Raw genomic sequence first — 18,827 nt, forward strand, 5'->3', positions numbered from 1 at the left:
TTCCGCACTGAAATGGCTGTAGTGGGTTCCCATCGCCTAGCCTCAACCGGGTGATGCACTTGAGGTTAGACAGTGCCCCCCAAAAAAAAGCCCGATGCTCGCGCACCGGGCTTTCGTCGTCGGCGAGCCGCAAGGCTCAGCCGCGCATCACCACACCACTTCGGCCATCGAGCAGTTCAGACCCGAACCGATGCCGAGCAGGGCGACGCGGTTGCCCTTCTTCAGGCGGCCCATCTCGCGCAGCTTGCTCAACACGATCGGCACCGAGGCCGGGCCGATGTTGCCGTGCTCGCCGAAGATGGTCATGACCTTGTTCGGGTCGATGCCGAAGGCCTTGAGGAAAGCCTGGGTATGCGCGCGGCTGACCTGGTGGATGACGAACTCGTCCAGCTCCTCGACCGCCCAACCCAGCGCGGCCTTGGCCGCGGCGAAGGTCTTCTGGCCGAGCTTGAGGCCTTCGATCATCAGCATGCGGCCGTCGGCGACCATGCGGTCGTGATGCAGGTCGCCCAGGCACAGCTGGTTCCACTCGGTGGCCGAGCGGGTCACGCCGCCGCGGTAGCGCGGCGCGCCCGGCGCCAGCTCGCTGCGCGCCAGCACCATCGCCGCGGCGCCCGAACCCAGGGTCAGGGTCGCCATCTCGTCGCGCAGCTGCGCTTCGGTGACGTCGGCGCGGCTCAGGCGCTCGAGGGTCTTCTCGTAGGCGAGGTTGGCGGTTTCGCCGTCGACCACCAGGGCGTAGTCGATCTCGCCGCGCTCGATCATGCGCCCGGCGATGTCCATGCCGTTGATGAAGGCCAGGCAGGCGTTGGCGACGTCGAAGTTCTGGCAGTTCTCGCCCAGGCGCAGGTTGCCGGCGACGATGCTGGCCGTGGACGGCTCCAGGTAATCGCGGCTGACCGAGGTGTTGACCAGCAGGCCGATGCGGTCGGCATCGACGGCGGCATCGGCGAGCGCCTTGACCGCGGCCAGGGTGGCGGCGTCGGAGGCGCGCACTTCGCCGTCCCACAGGCGGCGCTCGTGCACGCCGGCCACGTCCTGCAGCACGTTGACCTTGATCCCGAGGCGATCGAGAGTCGGCTTGAGGCGGGCGTTGATCTCGTCGGAGGTCAGCTTGCGCGGAGCATCGACGTGGGCGAGCCCGGCGATGGCGACGTGTTGGAACAGCATGGGCGCGAACCCTAGGCGGAAAAGTGCGACAGGTTAGCGCCTTCACGCCCCCCATGCACCCATTCCGAACGGCCCCTGAACCGTACGCGCACCGCCCCGAAAGCCAGTTAAGCCTTTTCGATCAATAACTTGGCTCGAAAATGTGCCATTCGAAAGCCGTACGCCGGCGTCCGGATTTGCCGTTTCAGCCGCCGACCGGGTAGGTCTGTGCGCTGCTGGCGGGCGCCGATTGCGCGGCCGGGGCCGCCGCGGCGGCGCCGCAGCGGTAAGCGGCGAAGCGCTGCTGCCCCTGCGCCGGCGCGGCCAGGGGCTGGATGGTGTCGGCCTGCAGGCCCGGCGCCTCGTTGCGGGCCAGGGTCTCAAGTTCCTCGCGCACGCGCAGCTCGTTGCGCTCGTAGAAGGCGACGTTGTGCTTGACCGCCACCACCACCTCGCCGCGCTTTTCGCAGGCCGGCGCGGCACCCGCCGAGAGCACGCGCACAGCCTGCGCGCCCGGCGCCATCTGCACCCAGGTGCAGGCCGAAACGGTCAGGGCCAGGGACAGGATTGCCAATGCGCGCATGCGGACCTCGCTCAGGATTCGATCGCGCGCATTGTCGCCGGATTCGGCTGAGCGCGATAGGAACGCTTCGCGGCGGCAGGGATCGAGCGCGCTTGATCGCCTGCATCGTTTGCGCGCCGGCCCCACCTGTCCGCGCCAACGACAAGGGCCGCGTCGAAGACGCGGCCCACCCTGCAAGCCCCCTGGCATTCCCACCTTTGAAAAAGGTGGCTAGGGGGGATTTGCCGTCGCCGCTGCTGTCGCCCTACACCCTCACCGCACCGGCTTGCCGTCGTGGTCGATCACTTTCACCTCGCCCAGCTTCAAGCCGCGGATCGGCTGCTCGATCTTGGACAGATCGCCGACCACCACCCAGGTCAGCGCCGCCGGGTCCAGCGCCCGGGCCGCGGCCTGGGCCAGCGCCGGGGTCATCGCCTCGTTGCGCGCCTTGTACTTGAGGATGTAGTCGGCCGGACGGCCGTAGCGTTGGTCGGCGCTGATCTGCGCCATCAACGCGTCGTTGGTCTCGTAGGCGCCCGGCAGGCTGAGGGTGTTGGCGGCGCGGATCTTGGCCACCTCGGCCTGCGTCACCGGCGCGCTGCCGTCGGCGAAGCTGGCGATCTCGCGCTTGAGCTCGGCCAGCGACTCGACCGTCTTGTCCGACTGCACCGCGGCCTGGGCGATCCACGGCCGCTGGCCCTTTGCGTTGCCCGAGCCGCTGTAGGAGCCGTAAGCCCAATGCTTGTCCTCGCGCAGGTTCATGTTCAGGCGCGAACTGAACTCGCCGCCGAGCACGCCGTTGGCGAAGTCGAAATCGATCGTGCCGGCATCGCCGGTCGGCGGGATCAACTGGCCGACGTAGATGTTGGACTGGATCGCGCCCGGCTGGTCGACCAGGAATACCCGCGGCGCCTTGGGCCGAGCGACCGCGCTCAGCGCCGGCAGCGCCGGCGCGTCGGCGCCCGGCTTCCAGTCGCCGAAGCGGCGCTCGAGCTGGGGCACGATCTGCGCCAGGCTGGTGTCGCCGACCACGAACAGGCGCGCCCGATCCGGACGCAGCCAATCGCGGTGAAAGGCGATCAGTTCTTCGCGCTTGAGTCCGGCGATCGAGGCCTCGGTGCCGGTGCCGGTGAACGGAATCGCATAGGCGTGGCCGGCGCCGTACAGCAAAGGCGGCAGCACCCGCAGCGCCGCGGTCTGCGGCCGCGCCTTTTCCTGCTTGATCCCGGCCAGCCATTGCGCGCGCACGCGCTCGATCTCGCCCTCCTCGAAGCGCGGCCGGCGGATCACGTCGGCGAACAGGTCCAGCGCGTCGTCGAGCTTGTCGGTCAGCGCCGACATGGCGACGTTGGCGCTGTCCAGGCTGGCGCTGGAGGACAGCTCCACGCCCAGCGCTTCCTTGCGCGCCGACAGCGCCAGCGCGCCGTACTCGCCGGCGCCCTCGTCGAGCATGGCCATGGCGAAGCTGGCGGTGCCGACCGGGTGGCCGAGGTCGGCGCTGAAGCCGCCCGGGAACTCCATCCACAACTGCACCACCGGGGTCTGGCGGCGCTCGACCAGCACCACCTCGGTGCCGTTGCTCAGCGTCGCCCGCTGCGGCGTGGGGAAGCGCAGCTCGGGGAAGCGCTCGGTCCTGGGCACGCCGGCGCTGCGATCGACGTCGGAGGCCACGGTCTTGTAGCGCGGGTCGGCGGCCGGAATCGCGGCGGGCCGGGTGGCCGGCGCGGCGCGCGCGGTTTCCGGCAGCGACGAGGCCGGCTGGTCGCCGGGCTGGACCAATAAGGTGTGCGAGCCGACCCCGAGCCAGGTGCGGCCGGCGGCCTGGACGCTGGCCGGGGTCGCGGCGGCGATCCGCGCCAGGTCCTCGCCGAAGCAGTCGGGCTTGCCGGCGAACACCGCGCAACGCGCCAGCACGTCGGACTTGCCGCCGAAGCCGCCGATGCGCTCGATGCCGCGGACGAAGTCGGCGCGCAGCGAGGTCTGCGCCTGCTCCAGTTCCTGCGCGGTCGGGCCCTGCTCGATCAGGCGGCGGATCTCTTCGTCGATCGCCGCGCGCACCTTGCCCGGATCCACGCCCTGCTTGACGTTGGCGACCACCACCAGGGTGCCGCTGATCTCGGCGTCGTTGATCGACACGCTGGCGCTGTCGGCGATGCGGTCGCGGTGGACCAGGCGCGCGTCCAGGCGCGAAGCGGCGCTGCCGCCGAGGATCTGCGCGAACAGTTCCAGGTCGGCGCCGTCGCGGGCGCCGAACGGGGCCACCGCCCAGGCGCGGTAGACGCGCGCCTGCGGCACCCGGTCGGGCACCACCTCCTCGGTGTCGCGGCTGCGCTTGGGCACGCGCGCGGCCATCTTCGGCACCGTGGCGCTGGCGGGGATGTCGCCGAAATAACGCAGCGTCTTTTCCTTGGCGGTAGCCAGGTCGATGTCGCCGGCCAGCACCAGTACCGCGTTGTTGGGGCCGTACCAGCTGCGGAACCAGGTCTTGACGTCGTCGAGCGAGGCGGCGTCGAGGTCGGCCATCGAGCCGATGGTCTGCCAGCTGTAGGGGTGATCGGCCGGGTACAAAGCCTCGTAGAGCTTGGCGCTGATGCGGCGGCCGTAGGGCTGGTTCTCGCCCTGGCGCTTTTCGTTCTGGACCACGCCGCGCTGCTCGTCCAGGGTCTTCTGGTCGATCGCGCCGAGCAGGTGGCCCATGCGGTCGGACTCCATCCACAGCGCCATGTCCAGCGCGGTGGTCGGCACGTTCTGGAAATAGTTGGTGCGGTCGACGTTGGTGGTGCCGTTCTGGTCGGTCACCCCGACCAGTTCGAACGGGGCGAAGAACTCGCCCTTGTGGTTCTCCGAGCCCTGGAACATCAGGTGTTCGAACAGGTGGGCGAAGCCGGTGCGGCCGGGCTGCTCGTTCTTGCTGCCGACGTGGTACCAGACGTTGACCGCGACGATCGGCGCCTTGCGGTCGGTGTGCACGATCACCCGCAGGCCGTTGGGCAGGGTGAATTCCTGGTAGGGAATCGAGACTTCGGCGCGCGGCGCGGCCAGGGCCGGGGCGCACACCGCGCCGGCGAGCGCGGCGCCCAGGGCCAGGGCGAGCGCGGCGGCGCGCGGCAGGGATCGGGTCGGGGACGAGGACATGGGCGGGCTCCGGTCGGGCGTCCGTGCGCGGACGAAAGCCGCATCCTAGGCCGAAGCGGCCGCAGCGGCATGGGCCGGCGGTCACAGGGGGTAGGCCGCGCCGCTGCGTTGCGCGCCGCATAATGGCGGCATGTTCGACGTCATCCTGTACCAGCCCGAGATTCCGCCCAACACCGGCAATGTGATTCGCCTCTGCGCGAACACCGGCGCGCGCCTGCACCTGGTCGCGCCGCTGGGCTTCAGCCTGGAAGACAAGCAACTGCGCCGCGCCGGGCTGGACTATCACGAATACGCCAGCCTGCAGGTGCACGAAAGCCTGCACGCGGCGCTGCAGGCGATCGCGCCGCCGCGGCTGTTCGCGTTGAGCACGCGCAGCCAGGTGCGCTACGACCGCGTCGCCTATGCGCCCGGCGATGCGTTCTTGTTCGGCCCGGAAACCCGCGGCCTGCCCGAAGACGTGCTTGAACGCATCCCGGCCGAGCACCGTCTGCGCCTGCCGATGCGGCCGGACAACCGCAGCCTGAACCTGTCCAACTCGGTCGCGGTGGTGGTGTTCGAAGCCTGGCGCCAGCACGGTTTCGACGGCGGCGCCTGAGCGCGCCGGACGGGCCGACGAAAAAGACTCCCCCGGGCGTCGGATCGCGCCGGGGGAGCAAGTCCACTCAGGGAGAGGTCGCCGGGGCGCGCGCCGCACCGCGCGTAGCCCAGGCCAGGCCGAGCGCGCCGAGCAGACCGACCGCGCAGAACGTCGCCCACGGCAGCCACGGCAGGCGCAGCGCCGCGGCCAAGTCGATCAGGCCGCCGCCGGCCAGGCTGCCGAGCCCGCCGCCGACCGCCAGGCTCAGCGAGCTCACGCCGAGAAAGCTGCCCAGCGCCTGCGGGTCGGACAGGTCGGCGATCAAGGTCTGCTGGCTGGGCCGGGTCAGCACCGCGCCGATCGCGAACGCGGCCACGCAGGCCAGGAACGCGGCGAAGCTGCCGACCAGGGCGAAGGCGCCGATCGCCAGCGCCATCAGCGTCGTGCCCAGCACCAGCATCTGCGCGCTGCTGAGCCAGCGCTGCAGCCAGCGCACCAGGACGTACTGCAGAGCCAGGGTCAGCCCGGCGCTCAGCGCGAACATGATCCCGACGCTGTCGGCGCTGCCGGTCAGGCGCTGCGCCAGCAACGGCAGGCTCAGGTTGATCTGCACCGCGACGAACCAGTACAGCATCAGCAGCCCGACCAGGATCAGGAACGGCCGGTTGCGCCACACCCGTTGCAGGCCGTCGCGCCAAGGCGGCGGCCGCGCCGGCGCCGGCACCCGCGGCAGCAAGCGCGCGGCGATGACGAAATTGGCGGCGAAGCAGGCCGCGGCGCTGAGACAGACCAGGGCGAAGTCGTAGCGCAGCAGGGCCACGCCGAGCAGCGGGCCGAGCGTGGTCGCGGCGCCGCCGATCCAGTTGCTGAGCGCGTAATAGCGCGGCCGGCTGCGCTCGTCGGTGAGCGCGGCGATCGAGGCCTGGTACGGCGCCTCGAACAAGGCGCCGCCGAGCGCGGCCAGCAGCATCGCCAGCATCAGCCAGCGCAATTGCGTGGCATAGGCCAGGCTGGCGAAGCCCAGCGCGCGCAGCAGCACGCCCAGGCAGATCATCCGCCGCGCGCCGTAGCGGTCGGCGAGCACGCCGCCGATCAGGGCCAAGCCCTGCTGCGCGACCTGGCGCAGCGCCAGCGCGGCGCCGACCGCGGCCGCGGCCAGGCCGAGCCGGTCGACGAAATGCACCGCGACCAGCGGCATCAGCATGGCGAAGCCGGTCACCATGAAGAAGGTGTAGACCAGCAGGCCGTTGAGGCCGCGCCGGCGCTCGGCCTCGCTGGCCGGCAGCGGCGCCGCGGCGGCGTCGAGCGCGCTCATCGCCGCGCCTCAGGCCGCGCGCGCATCGCCGCGCTCGATGTCGGCCGCGCGGTACAGATGGATCGGGGTCGGGTCGGCGCTGAACTGGGAGAACGGGAACGGCTCGGCCGAGACCGCGGCCACGCCGCGGCCGAGGAAGCGGGGCACGATCGCGCTGCCGGTCTGGGCGTAGACCACCAGCGGCACGCCGCGCGCGCGCAAGGTGGTCAGGATCTGGTCGAAGGTGCCGTTGCTCAGGGTCATGCCGGTGGCGATGACCAGATCGGCCTCGGCCAGCACCGGATGCATGTCGCGCGCGACTTCGGTGCCGTCGGCGGTGCGTTCCAGATTGAAGTCGCACGGCAGGCACACGCCGCCGTGGGCGCGGATCGCCTCGACCAGGGGATTGACCACGCCGATCAGGCCGACCCGCATGCCGGGCGCGATCCGCAGCAGGCTGGCGATCGCCGCGTCGCGCGCCTGCGCGCGTTGCAGCGGGGTGCCGTGCGGCAGCAGGCGCGGCTCGGCCCCGGCCTGTTCGCGATGCGGCCGGACCAGGGCCAGGTAGGCGTCGAGCGCGGCGATCCGCACCGGCGTGCGCGGATCGCGCAGCAGTTCGGCGACCGCGCGGCCGGACAGTTCCTCGGCCACCGCCGGATCGAGTTGGTCGCGTTCGACGCAGCAGCCGCCGAACGCCGATTCGACCCGCAGCACCAGATAGTGGTTGCGGTACTTGGTGTCGGTGCCGGGGAACTGGGTGCTCTGCCGCACCCAGAACGCGCCGACCGCGTGCAGGCCGGCCGGATCCGGGCCGTAATCGCCGCGCAGCACGGCCTGGGTGAGTTCGGCGACGTCGGCCGGTGCGATAGTCGAAGCGATGGACATGGCGGATCCTCAGGCGGCGGAACTGGAAGCCGAATCGGCATAGGTCAGGGCCAGGCGCGACAGCGCGCGCTCGGCGTAGGCGCGCGCCTGCAGGCCGTCGCGGTCGCTGGCGATCACGTGGCCGAGGTAGCAGGCGTTGTCGATCGGCGCGGAGACGTCGGTGCCGGCGACCGCGGCCAGGCTCCAGCGCTCGATGTTCGGATCGGCATCGAGCCCGGCGCTGCCGTCCAGGGCCGCGACCTTGCCGGCGCGCGGCGGCACCAGGAACTTGATCGCCGCGCTGGCCACGCCGGTGTCGCGCCGCTGCAGATCGGGCTCGCGGCCCAGGGCCAGCTCGATCTGCGCATCGAGCAGGTCGATGCCGGTCACCCGCTGGATCAGCTCGGCGATGTAGTTGCCGCCGGGGCGCGGATTGATCTCGACGATGCGCGGCCCCTGCGCGGTCAGCTTGACCTCGGTATGGCTGAGGCCGTGGTCGTGGCCGACCGCGGCCAGTGCGCCGCGCACCAGGTCCTCCACGGCGCGCGCCTGGGTCGGGTCGAGCCGGGCCGGGAACATGTGCCCGTCTTCGACGAAATAGGGGAAGCCGGTCAGGCTCTTGTCGGTGATCCCGATCACCGTGGTCGTACCGCGGTAGGTGCAGGCCTCGACGCTGACTTCCTCGCCGTGCAGGTACTCCTCCAGCAGCAGCAGCGGCACCCGCGCCTGGTCGCGGAAGTTGCGCGGGAACTGCTCCAGCGCGTCGAACGCCGCGCACAGCTCCTCATCGTCGCGGACCAGGCGGACGAAGGCGCTGGAGGCCAGGTCGGTGGGCTTGACGATCAGCGGGTAGCCGATCCTTCGCGCCTCGCGCCGGCACTCGTCCCAGGACGCGGTGACGGCGAACTTCGGATTCGGCAGCCCGGCGCGCTCGATCGCCTCGCGCACCCGGTCCTTGCGCCGCTCCTCGACCACGTTGGCCGAGAACGCCTGCGGCAGGCCCAGCGCCTGCGCCACCTGCGCCACGGTGTCGATGTAGTAGTCGCAGATGGTGACCACGCCGTCGAACTTCAGGATCGCGTGTTGGGCGCGCAGGAATTCGATCAGCGCCGGCACATCGTTGGTCTCGGCGCTGAGCACGTGCTCGGCGTGCTCGATCGCCGGATGGATCTCGCGCGAGCGGGTGTCGCGGTAGTGGTCGCGGTTGCGGGTGACGAAGGTATAGCGGTGGCCGAGCCGGGCGATCGCCGGCGGAAAGATCCGCCCGGTGCCGCCGACCCAGCTTTCGATCATCAACAGGTGCGCCATCGCAGGTCTCCTGGAGGTAAGGGTTGGGTGCGGGTCAGACGGCCAGCGCCGGCTCGGCCGGCGCCGGGCTCGGCGCGGCGGGTTCGTACTCGGCGCGGTTCCAGGCCATCGCCGACCACGGCAGGCGCAGTTGCTCCAGCGACTCGATCGCGGTCGGCGCCAGCGCGTCGGGTTCGAGCGCGCGTTCGTGCTCGGCGAACACGCCCTCGACGTAGCGGTGGCCGGTGTCGGCGGCGAGGAACAGCACCTTGCGCTGCGGCTCGCGCCGCGCCAGATGGCGCGCGACCAGGTAGCAGCAGCCGCTGGACAGGCCGGCGAATACGGCGTGTTCGCGCAGCAGGGCGACCGCGCCCGACAGACCGTAATCGAACGAGACCCAGTGCACCTGGTCGTACAAGGCGTGGCGGACGTTGCGGAACGGGATCGAGCTGCCGATGCCGGCGATGATGATGCCGGGGTCCTCGATGTGCTGGCAGCCGAAGGTCATGCTGCCGAACGGCTGCACGCCGATCAGCTGCGTCTGCGGCTCGGCGGCGCGCAGCGCGCGCGCCAGGCCGCCGGTGGAACAGCCCGAGCCGACCCCGCCGACCACGCTCAGCGGTGCCGGCCCGAGGCCGGCGACGATCTGCGCCGCGACCGGCGCGTAGCCGTCGTAATGGATATCGTCGTGATACTGCTGCATCCAGTGCAGGCTGGGATCGGCGGCGAGCAGCTCGCGGATCCGCGCCACGCGCAGGCTCTGGTCCAGCTTCAGGGTCGGCTGCGGCTCGACCTGTTCGACCGTCGCGCCGAGGATGCGCAGCTGCAGCATCAGGCTGCGGTCGACGGTCTTGGAGCCGACGATGTGGCACTTCAGGCCGAACTTGTGGCAGGCCAGCGCCAGAGCGTAGGCGTAGATGCCGCTGGAGCTGTCGATCAGGGTCGCGTCCGCGCCGATCCGGCCGCTGTCGAGCAGCCCCTGCACCGCGGCCAGGGTCGAGTAGACCTTCATGGTCTCGAATCGGGCGACGTAGAGATTGCGCTCCAGCCGGATCAGGTCCGGCGCCTTGATCGCATCGGCGATGTGGGCGTGCACGCTCATCGCACACCCGTCTCGATGAAGCGGCAGGCATGGCCCAGGCCGCGGAAGAACGAGGACAGCGCGCCCATCCGCAGCGCGTCGGGACGCTGCGCGTACAGATAGCCGATCAGGCTGCCGGTGTGCGCGACCAGTACGCCGTCGGCGCCGAACTCGAGCCGGTGCTGCAGCAGGTCGTGCAGATGCCGTTTGGGGGTGACGCCCTGGGCCAACTCGGCGCTGCGCGTGGCGCAGGCGCAGATCGCGGCGACATCGTGGGCGGCGAACGCATCCAGCGCCCGGCGCAGGTTGTCGCGATAGGCCGGCAGCTGCCGCCGATAGTGGCTCAGCAGCGGTTCGGCCAGTTTCTCGGTCTCCACCGTGCCGCCCTCGTCGATGTAGCAGGCATGCAGGCGCAGCGGCGCGTCGAAGGTGTGCAGCACCTGCTGGCGGCCGCTCAGGTACAGCGCATGGGTCTCCAGGAACACGCTGTCGGAGCGCTCGATGCCGCGCAGCAGGGCCGAGATCGCCGGCGCCGGCGTGTCCAGGCCGAAGATCCGGTCCAGGCAGCGGATGGTGGCGACGATGTCGGCGGTCGAGCTGGCCATGCCCTTGCCCAGCGGCAGCTCCGAATCGTGGCTCCAGCGCCCCGGCGGCAGGCGCCGCCCGTGCTGGTGCAGGTACAGCTCGATCGCGCGCCGGCATTTGTCCTTGCCGGCCAGGTCGGCGTCGATGTCGCCTTCGCCGCCGGGATCGAAATGGATCCAGCTGTAGCGCCGCACCGGCAGCGAAATGATGCCGATCTGCAGCTCGCCCTCGTGCTCGCACGGCCCCTGCAACAGTTCGCCGAGCGTGCCGTGGCAGACCCCGCTGTGGATGGTCCGGCGGGGCGACGAAGCGCCCTGCCCCCTCGCCGCCGCCTCGGCCGCATCGCGGCCGCCCGCACTCCGTGTCGCCGTTCGCTCCTGCCGCAGCATCGCCGCGTCTCCCGTCGGAAGGTTCAACCGCCGAAATCGACCGTCAGTTGCGCGCTGAAGCGGCGACCGTCGGTCAAGCCGAAACTGTTGTGGCCGTAGATGTTCCAGGTGTAGGTGTCGGCCACGTTGGCGACCAGCAGGCGCAGGCTGGCCGGCGCGTGGCCGAGGCGGAACCGGTAGCGCGCGCCGAGATCGACCAAGGTGTACGCCGGCACCCGATTGACGCCGTCGCGCGAGGCCACCCGCTCGCCGTAATGGCTCATCGCCAGATCGAACGACAGCCCCGGCCGCCACGCCGGGCGGTATTCCAGGTCGGCGCGCAGCATGCGTTCGGCCTGGCCGATCGGGCGCTCGCCGACCCGCCCCAAGCGCACCGCTTCGCCGCTCACGCGCGGCCGCATCAGCACCGCGCCGGCGACCACGCTCCAGCGATCCGAAGGCCGTCCGCTCAAGCTCAGTTCGACCCCGCGATGGCGGACTTCGCCGACCGCGCCGAATACGTTGCGCTCGTCGGTGGTGAAGTAGGGCTTGCGCACGTCGAAGGCGCCGGCGACCAGGCTCAGGCCGTCGCCGAATTTCCAGCGCAGCCCGGCATCGCTCTGGCGCGTACGGATCGCCTCCAGCGCCTGGTTGCGGTTGGCCGCGTCGTCCGGGGCGATGCCGCTTTCCTCCAGGCCGCGGGTGTGGCCGGCGTATACGGCCAGGCGCGGACTCAGGTACACCGCCGCGCTCGCGCTCGGCAGCCATGGATCGTCGCGGCTGGCGGTGCGCGGCAGCCCGGGCTGGTCGATGGTTTTCTCGTAGTGGCTGCGCTGCAGGCCCAGGTTGAGTTCGCCGACCTCGCGCCAGCGGCCCTCGTAGGCCAGGCCCGCGGTCCACTGCCGGACCCGGTCGTGGCTGCGCGGGCCGAACGCGAACGCCGACGGCCGCGGCACCGGCAGCGCTTCGCCGAGCCGGCGCTCGCCCAGGTCCAGCGCCGGCGCCGAGCCGCCGTATTCGTTGTGCAACCGGCGCGCGCGCAGCGCCGCATGCAGCACGTGCAGACGCGGACCGTCGGCGAAACTGCGGCTCAGGCGCAGTTCGCCGCTGCTGCTGGCGTAGCGCTGGCGCGGATCGGCGATCACCTTCTCGCGGGTGCGCCCGTCCGGCGTGGTGCCGGCGAACAGCTCGGCGAAGCCGCTGGGCTGGTGGTTGATCGAGCGGAATACGCCGCCGGACAAGGCCCAGTCGCGGCCGAAGCGGGCCTTGCCGAGCACGCCGTAGTTGCGGCTGTCGTATTCGTTGTCGGACCAGCTCTGGCCGAAGTGGCGGCGGCGCTCGATCCGCGGCGGCAGATGATTGCCGGAGGTCAGGATGGTCGGCGCGACCTCTTCGTCGCGGCCGCGCGAGATGCTCCAGAACGGCAGGATCTCGACGTCGTCGCTCGGCCGCCAGCGCGGCACCAGGCCGGCGCGCAGATAGCGCGCGTCGGCGCCGTCGTAATACTCCTCGCGGGCGACCGCGATCCCGGCGGCCAGGCCCAGGCGCCCAGGCACGATCGGCAAGCGCGCGTCCAGCTCCAGCGCCGGCGCGCCGTAGGCGTTGAGCGCGCCGAGCACGCTGATCACCCGTTCGTCGCCGGCCTTCTTGAGCCGGTAGTCGACGATTCCGGTCGGGGCCGGAAACGGATAGCTCAGCGCCGACAGTCCGACCCGGATGGTCGAGCCTTCGACCAGCGCCGGCGGCACCGTGCCCTGGCGGTCGAAGTACACCCCGTCCATGCGCACGTTGCCGGCGTCGACCGGCGAGAAGCCGCGCACCTGCTTGCTGCTGTACAGGCCGATGCTCTCGTTGCCGAGGGTGGCGCCGAACGCGTCCTCGGCCGCGGTCACCGCATTGTCGCCGGCGCGTTGCGCGCCGGCTTCGACGCTGCAGGCGAGCAAGCCGCAGCCCAGGGTCCAGCTCCACAGTCGCAGCGCCATGCTCACAGCTCCGTCGGCCAATCGCGCAAACGCCGCCAGGCCAGGGCGATGCCGACGCCGGCCAGGGCCCACAGCCATAGCGCGAACGGCCACACCGCCGCGGCGCGCTGCACGGCGGCGGGCTCGCTGCCGCGCCAGGCGGGAATCGCGTCGTATTCGTTGAAGTTCAAACGGCCGTAAGTGCCGTCGGCCGGCGCCGCGCCGATCCCGCGCTGGATGCGCGGATAGAACCAGTCGCGCAGCCGTTGCTGGTAGGCGCGCACCTGGTCTTCGAACGCGCGATGGCGCTGCGCATCGGTGCCGGCCAGGGTCGCCAGCGCCTCCTGCAGGCCCAGGGTCGGCGACAGATAGCCGGCCACGGCCGACACCCGTTCGCGCCAGTCGCGGGCCCGCTCGCGTTGCCGCTGCAACGGCGCCAGCCGGCGCTCCAGTTCCGGCGCCAGGAAGCTCAGCCGGGTCGCATAGTCGATGCCGCCGGCGCGCTCGGCGGCGTCGGCGCGGCCCTGCCGGCGCAGTTGCGCGATGACGATTTCGTCGCGCTGCGCGGTAATGGCGTCGTTGTGGCGCCGCTGCGCGTCGACATAGGCCACTGCCGACGGCGCCGGCCGCGCGCGCTCGGCGACCGCGCTGCCGAGCATCGGCACGCCGACCGCGAGCAAGGCCCACAGCGCGGCCAGGGTGGCGATCGCCCCGGCCGCGCTGGGCCAGGCGGCGACGACCACCCCGCCCAGCGCGACCCAGAACGCCACATACGCCAGCAGCAACACCGCCGCCGCGCCCAGTTCGGGCACTGCGGCGCGCAGATCGGCGCCGGCCACGGCCAGGGCGAGCGCGGACAGCGCCAGGGTCGCCGGCGCCAGCCACAGATAGATCGCGGCGATGCGCGCGCCGAGCCAGGCGCGCGCGCCGACCCGCTGCGCCGCGATCAGGCGCAGCATGCCGTGATCGCGCTCGAAGGTGGCGAGCAGGCCGACCAGCAGGATCGCCACGATCGGCAGCAACTGCGCCAGCGTAAAACCGAGATCGAACCGCCCCAGGGCCAGTCCGCGCGGATTTTCGAAGTCGTAGGCCGGCTCGACCCCGAACGGCGTTTCCAGCTTGACCGGCAGACGGCTCGGCAGCAGGTCGCTGGCGCCGACCGCCAGCGGCGACAGCGGCAGATGCGGTTTGTCGGCGTGGACGCGAAGGAAGTAGCGGCTGAAACCGGCGATGTCGGTCGGGTCCTGCCAGTACGGCACGCGCTCGGCCGCAGGCTCGGCGTAGCGCTGCGCGCGTTCGCGGATCTGCGCCGCCCAGGCCGCGTCGCTGGCGCGGCTGCGCTCGATCGCCGCGTCCTGGGCGCGGTGCAGCGCGGCGCCGTTATGCGCGCCCCACAGCATCGCCGCGCCGAGCAGGGCCAGCAGGGTCCACCACAAACGGTTGCGGCCGAGCTGGCGCAGTTCCCAGCGCAGCAGATCGGCGAAACCGACCGCCGCCGGCGTCGAAACCATGGTCGCGCTCATGGCCGCAACCTGCGCGCTGCGCGCGCCAGCGCCCACAGCGCCAGCGCCGTCCATACCGCCAACGCCCACAAGGCCCAGCCGGCGCCGGCCGCGGCCTGGACCAGCCGCGGCGGACGATGGACGAATTCGGGGATCTGCTGCCACAGGCGCGCGTCGCCGGTGGACTTGGCCGCGCCGTCGGCGGGACGCCGCATCACCTCCCGGTTCATCCGATTGACCAGCTCGCGGCGATAGCGCTCGGCGCCGTCGACGAAGCGGCGGTGATGGTGGAAATCGCTGCCGGCCAGCAGCGGCGACAAGGTCTGCATCGCCGCGCTCGGCGACAGCAGGCCGACCGCGGCGAAGGCCTGGTCCTGCGCCTCGACCCGGTCGTAGAAATTGCCGAGCACGCGATCGAAGGCCGCATGCGAATGGCGTTCGCTCAGGTCCAGCTCGGCGCCGCGCAGGTCGACCGGCAAGTCCTGGTCGCGCTTGGCCCCGTAGCGGGCCAGCAACTCGGCGCGGCGCTGCCTGGCCTGTTCGGCGGTCCAGTACGCCGGCGCTTCGTCCTGCAGCTGTTGCTTCACCGACTGCGTCGCCGGCAGCGGCCGCGCCTGCTCGACCGCGCTGCCGGCCCAGCGCGGCAACGCCAGGGCGAGCAGGATCCACAAGCCGAACAACAGCGCCAGCGCGCCGCGCACGCTGCCGGCGAGCAGCGACACCGCCACTCCGATCGCGCTGAGCACGCCCAGGTAGGCGGTCATCGCCACGGCCCACAAGACCAGGCGCAACAGCGCGTCGCCGTCCCAACCGGTGGCGAGCCAGTTCGCCAGCAACGCCGCCGCACTGACCGGCGCCACCAGCGCCGCTGCGAGGATCGACCAGATCGCCAGGGTCTTGGCGATCACGATCGTGCGCGGCCGCAGCGCCGCGCCGAGCGCCAGCCGCAAGGTGCCGCGCTCGCGGTCCATCGCCACCGCGGTGAAGGCGAGCAGGAACGCGACCAGCGGCGCCATCCCGATCAACAGGCCGGCCGGGCTGGTCAGGCCTGCGCGCTGCAAGGCCGAGGCTTCGCCCTGCGGCCGATACAGCAGGTCGTTCTGCACGTGCGCTTCCAGCCACACGGTCTGACCGACGAAGGGCTCCACGCCGGGGTCCAGCGCGGCCAGCAACGGCGTAGGCTTGAACGCGAAGATGCTGTAGTGCGCGGCCGAATGCGGGTCCTTCTCGCCCTGGCCGAGCCAGCGCGCGCGCTCGGCCGCGGCGACTTCGCGCTTGGCCGCGTTGCCGTCGATCACTTGGCCGAGGTTGACCGCGAACGCGACCAGCACCAGCGCGGCCAGGCACCACAAGGCCAGCCAGGCGCGCCGGTCGCGGCGCAGCAGCAGGCCTTCGTAAGCGGTCAGTGCGACGATCATGCGCCCGGCTCCGGCTCGGCGGCGGCCAGCGCCTGCAGGTACAGCGCTTCGATCTGCGCCGGCGACAGGTCGGCGGTGGCGCGTTCGGTCAGCAGGCGGCCGCCGCGCAGGATGCCGAGCCGGTCGGCGACATCCTTGACCCGGTACAGGTCGTGGGTCGCCATCAGCACCGCCAGGCCGCGCCCGGCCGCGGCGCGCACGCCTTGCGAGAGATCGTTGGCGGCGCTGGCGTCCAGGCCCGAAGTCGGTTCGTCGAGCAACAGCAGCTGCGCGTTCTTGGCCAGCGCGATCGCCAGGCCGACCTTCTGCCGCATGCCCTTGGAGAAGCCGGCCGCGTGGCGCTCGTGCGCCTCGGCCTGCAAACCGGCCTCGCTCAGCAAGGCGCGCGCCTGCGCCGGCTCGAGCCGGCGCCCGCCGAGCAGGGCGAAATAGCTCAGGTTCTCGATCGCGCTCAGGCGCGGATGCAGCATCACCGTTTCCGGCAGGTAGGCGATCCGCGCCCGCGCCGCCAGCGGGTCGCGGTCCACGCGCAGGCCGGCGACTTCGACGTGGCCGGCGTCGGGGCTCAGGAAACCCAGGATCAGGTTCAAGGTCGTGGTCTTGCCGGCGCCGTTCGGGCCGAGCAAGGCGTAGACCTCGCCGGGCGGCAGCGCGATCGACAGCGCTTGCAGCGCATGGCGGTCGCCGAAGTCCTTGCGCACGCCGTGCAGGCGCAGGGCCTGCACCGACGCGTCGACGCGATGGTTCTGCAACAGCGTCATAGGTTCACCCGCAGGCTCAGTTCGACGCTGCGCGGCGCGGCCAGCAGCGGTTGGTCGGCGGCGCCGCCGGACCAGTCGGCGTACAGCGCGTCGCCGAGGTTGCGCCCGTACAGGGCGATCTCGCCGAACGGCAGCCGGTAGGCGATCGAGGCGTCCCAGACGGTGCGCGCGCCGATCCGGATCCGGTTGGCGTTGTCGGTGTAGTAGCGGCCGACGTAGCGCGCGCCCGCGGCCAGGGTCAGCGGGCGCTCGGAGAAGCGGTAGCTGGCGCGCAGGTCGGCGATGCGTTCGGGCACGTTCGGCGGGACGTTGCCGGCGCGGTCGGCGCCGCCGGCTTCGCGCAACACGTCGAAGCGCGCGCGCAGCGCAGCCAGGCTGGCGTCCAGGCGCAGGCCGCGCAGCGGCATCAGCGCGGCGCTCAGCTCCACCCCGCGCGAGGACTGACGCCCGCCCTGCACCGACAGATTGGCGTTGAGCGGATCGCGGGTGACGATGTCGTCCTGTTCGATCCAATAGCCGGCCAGCCCCCATTCGAAGCGGTCCTGCCACAACCGGCTCCTGATCCCGGCGTCCAGCGCGCGACCGCGGGTCAGGTCGAAGCGCGCGTTGGCCGCCGACAGCAACGGCAGACTGCCGACCGGCGCCACCGCGGCGCTGTACTGGGCGTAGAGCTGGGTCTGCGCGGCCAGGTCGAACACCGTGCCCAGGCGCCAGGACAATGGCGAATAGCTGCGCTGGAAGCGGGTGCGCACGCCGGTGTTGAGATCGAGGATGCGCCGGCTCAGCTCGATCCGGTCGTAGCGCAGGCCGGCGAGCAGCAGCCAGCGCGGGCTGAGATTGAGCGCGTCTTCGGCGAACAGCGAAGCCACCCGCGTGGTCGAGTCGAAGTCGACCCGGTTGCCGGCGCCGGGGAAGTTGGCGGCCAGGTCGGCGAAGCCGGCGCTGCTGCGCGCGGGCGCATGCGGATCGACCGGCGTGGCGGTGCCGAAGCGGCGCATCACGTCGAAATCGCCGTCGCTGAACTCCAATCCGAGCGTGGCGCGGTTGCGCCGTTCCCCCCACAAGCCGTCGCCGCGCAGGGCCAGGCGTTCGACCCAGTAGTCGTGGTCGTGCTCGATGCGGGTGCTGCTGCGGTCCAGGCGCTGGCGCAGCGCGTCGTAGCGGTAGGTTTCCGAGTTCCACCAGCGCCGCCGCGCCTGGTACAGGCTGAACTCGTTGACCAGGTGCAGGCCGTCGCCGAGCCGCCAGTCGGCGCGGGTGCGCAGCCAGTCGCTGCGCGCGTCCTGCAGCGCGTTGTCGACGTTGTAGTTGCGCCGGCGCAGGGCGCGGTCGAGCACCCGGCCGTCGGCGCTGCGGACCAGGCCGCTGGGCGAGCGCGCCAGCGCCCGCGGCAGCAGCGGCGTGCCCCAGTAGGCGTCGTCGTACTCGTCCTGGTAGTGGTCCAGCGCCGCTTCGAATTCGAAGTCCTGGTGCGGACGCCAGCGCCAGGACAGGCTGGCCGAGGTCGACTCGCTGGCGTTGTCGTCGACGTAGCCGTCGCTATGGCGGTGGCTGGCGACCGCGCGCAGCGCGGCGCGCTCGCCCAGCGGCAGGTTGGCGTCGACGCCGACGCGACGGCTGCCGAAGCTGCCCCAGGCCAGTTGCGCCTGCAGCTCGCGCTCGCCCAACTGCGCGCGTTTGGGCACCAGGTTGATCGCGCCGGCCAACGCGCCCTCGCCGTACAGCACCGAAGCCGGACCCTTCAGCACTTCGATCCGTTCGAAGCTCCAGCTGTCGAAATCGCGGGTCACCAGCGGCGCCGCGGTCTGGCGCGCGCCGTCGAACAGCAGGGCGATCGCGCCGCCGCTGAAACCGCGCATCGAGGTCGTACCCGGCGCCGACGGCAGCGCCCCGGCCAGCACGCCGGGCGCGGCGTTGAGCGCTTCGACGCTGCCGCGCAGACCGCGCGCCTGCAGCAGTTCCTGGTCCAGCACCTCGATCGCGGCCGGGGTTTCGCGCGGGCTCAGGCCCAGCCGCGAGGCGGTGGCGCTGGGCGTGTCGCGAGCCGGGGTGAGCCCGGCCGCGCCCTGCACGGTGACCTTGTCGAGCAGGGTCGGCGCGGCGCCGCCGCCCGCCTCCTGCGCCGTCGCCGTCCCGGCCAGCGCCAGGCCGGCTGCCAACAAGCCCTGGCCGATCTGCGCCGTGCGGCGCCCCCGATTGCGTCTGCCCACCGCGACTCCCCGCCTTGCTGAACTGTGATCCATTGAATGAAACGATATAACATTTCATTCGAGCGGCGACAGT

Annotated in this window: 13 protein-coding genes and 1 pseudogene; 1 reads left to right on the top strand and 13 read right to left on the bottom strand. The window is 71.7% G+C overall.

Annotated features, from left to right (window positions below; genetic code table 11):
- Nucleotides 1-147 precede the first annotated feature (147 nt).
- The 3 genes and pseudogenes from AC3A57_RS22460 to AC3A57_RS22470 form a co-directional block, all read right to left on the bottom strand.
- Nucleotides 148-1,170 (bottom strand): 3-oxoacyl-ACP synthase III, encoded by a 1,023-nt coding sequence (locus tag AC3A57_RS22460; protein ID WP_487580928.1) that lies wholly within the window; start codon nt 1,168-1,170, stop codon nt 148-150.
- Nucleotides 1,171-1,429: 259 nt separating this feature from the next.
- Nucleotides 1,430-1,732, bottom strand: a pseudogene (locus tag AC3A57_RS22465) (DUF4156 domain-containing protein); the annotation flags it as partial.
- A gap of 252 nt (nt 1,733-1,984) precedes the next feature.
- The gene (locus AC3A57_RS22470) at nt 1,985-4,846 is read right to left on the bottom strand and encodes a M16 family metallopeptidase (protein ID WP_487580929.1); all 2,862 of its coding nucleotides are present in this window, start codon (nt 4,844-4,846) and stop codon (nt 1,985-1,987) included.
- Nucleotides 4,847-4,976: 130 nt separating this feature from the next.
- Here AC3A57_RS22470 and trmL point away from each other — a divergent pair, with 130 nt between their 5' ends.
- A complete protein-coding gene (gene trmL / locus AC3A57_RS22475) occupies nt 4,977-5,441 on the top strand; it encodes a tRNA (uridine(34)/cytosine(34)/5-carboxymethylaminomethyluridine(34)-2'-O)-methyltransferase TrmL (protein WP_487580930.1) in 465 nt (154 codons plus the stop codon).
- A 67-nt stretch (nt 5,442-5,508) separates the two neighbouring features.
- Here the strand turns inward: trmL and AC3A57_RS22480 are convergent, their stop codons facing one another.
- Genes AC3A57_RS22480 through AC3A57_RS22525 form a run of 10 tightly spaced genes read right to left on the bottom strand, consistent with a single transcriptional unit; the run spans nt 5,509 to nt 18,754 of the window.
- Nucleotides 5,509-6,738 (bottom strand): MFS transporter, encoded by a 1,230-nt coding sequence (locus AC3A57_RS22480; RefSeq protein ID WP_487580931.1) that lies wholly within the window; start codon nt 6,736-6,738, stop codon nt 5,509-5,511.
- Nucleotides 6,739-6,747: 9 nt separating this feature from the next.
- Complete coding sequence (locus tag AC3A57_RS22485; protein WP_487580932.1) at nt 6,748-7,602, bottom strand: Rossmann-like domain-containing protein; 855 nt, start codon at nt 7,600-7,602, stop codon at nt 6,748-6,750.
- Nucleotides 7,603-7,611: 9 nt separating this feature from the next.
- Complete coding sequence (locus AC3A57_RS22490; RefSeq protein ID WP_487580933.1) at nt 7,612-8,889, bottom strand: ATP-grasp domain-containing protein; 1,278 nt, start codon at nt 8,887-8,889, stop codon at nt 7,612-7,614.
- 34 nt (nt 8,890-8,923) lie between these two features.
- Complete coding sequence (locus AC3A57_RS22495) at nt 8,924-9,970, bottom strand: pyridoxal-phosphate dependent enzyme (RefSeq protein ID WP_487580934.1); 1,047 nt, start codon at nt 9,968-9,970, stop codon at nt 8,924-8,926.
- A complete protein-coding gene (locus AC3A57_RS22500) occupies nt 9,967-10,923 on the bottom strand; it encodes a GHMP family kinase ATP-binding protein (RefSeq protein ID WP_487580935.1) in 957 nt (318 codons plus the stop codon). Before AC3A57_RS22500 ends, AC3A57_RS22495 begins: the two co-directional genes overlap by 4 nt.
- 23 nt (nt 10,924-10,946) lie before the next feature.
- Complete coding sequence (locus tag AC3A57_RS22505; RefSeq protein ID WP_487580936.1) at nt 10,947-12,884, bottom strand: TonB-dependent receptor; 1,938 nt, start codon at nt 12,882-12,884, stop codon at nt 10,947-10,949.
- Between the two features lie 2 nt (nt 12,885-12,886).
- Nucleotides 12,887-14,386, bottom strand: coding sequence for a DUF3526 domain-containing protein (locus AC3A57_RS22510; RefSeq protein ID WP_487580937.1), 1,500 nt, complete (start codon nt 14,384-14,386; stop codon nt 12,887-12,889).
- Nucleotides 14,383-15,783 (bottom strand): ABC transporter permease subunit, encoded by a 1,401-nt coding sequence (locus AC3A57_RS22515; RefSeq protein WP_487580938.1) that lies wholly within the window; start codon nt 15,781-15,783, stop codon nt 14,383-14,385. The genes AC3A57_RS22510 and AC3A57_RS22515 overlap by 4 nt, the downstream gene beginning before the upstream one ends.
- Nucleotides 15,780-16,544, bottom strand: a complete 765-nt coding sequence (locus tag AC3A57_RS22520; RefSeq protein WP_487580939.1) for an ABC transporter ATP-binding protein — start codon at nt 16,542-16,544, stop codon at nt 15,780-15,782. Before AC3A57_RS22520 ends, AC3A57_RS22515 begins: the two co-directional genes overlap by 4 nt.
- Complete coding sequence (locus AC3A57_RS22525; RefSeq protein ID WP_487580940.1) at nt 16,541-18,754, bottom strand: TonB-dependent receptor; 2,214 nt, start codon at nt 18,752-18,754, stop codon at nt 16,541-16,543. The genes AC3A57_RS22520 and AC3A57_RS22525 overlap by 4 nt, the downstream gene beginning before the upstream one ends.
- Nucleotides 18,755-18,827: the final 73 nt, after the last annotated feature.

Source organism: Lysobacter sp. Soil_C_15, assembly GCF_057657315.1.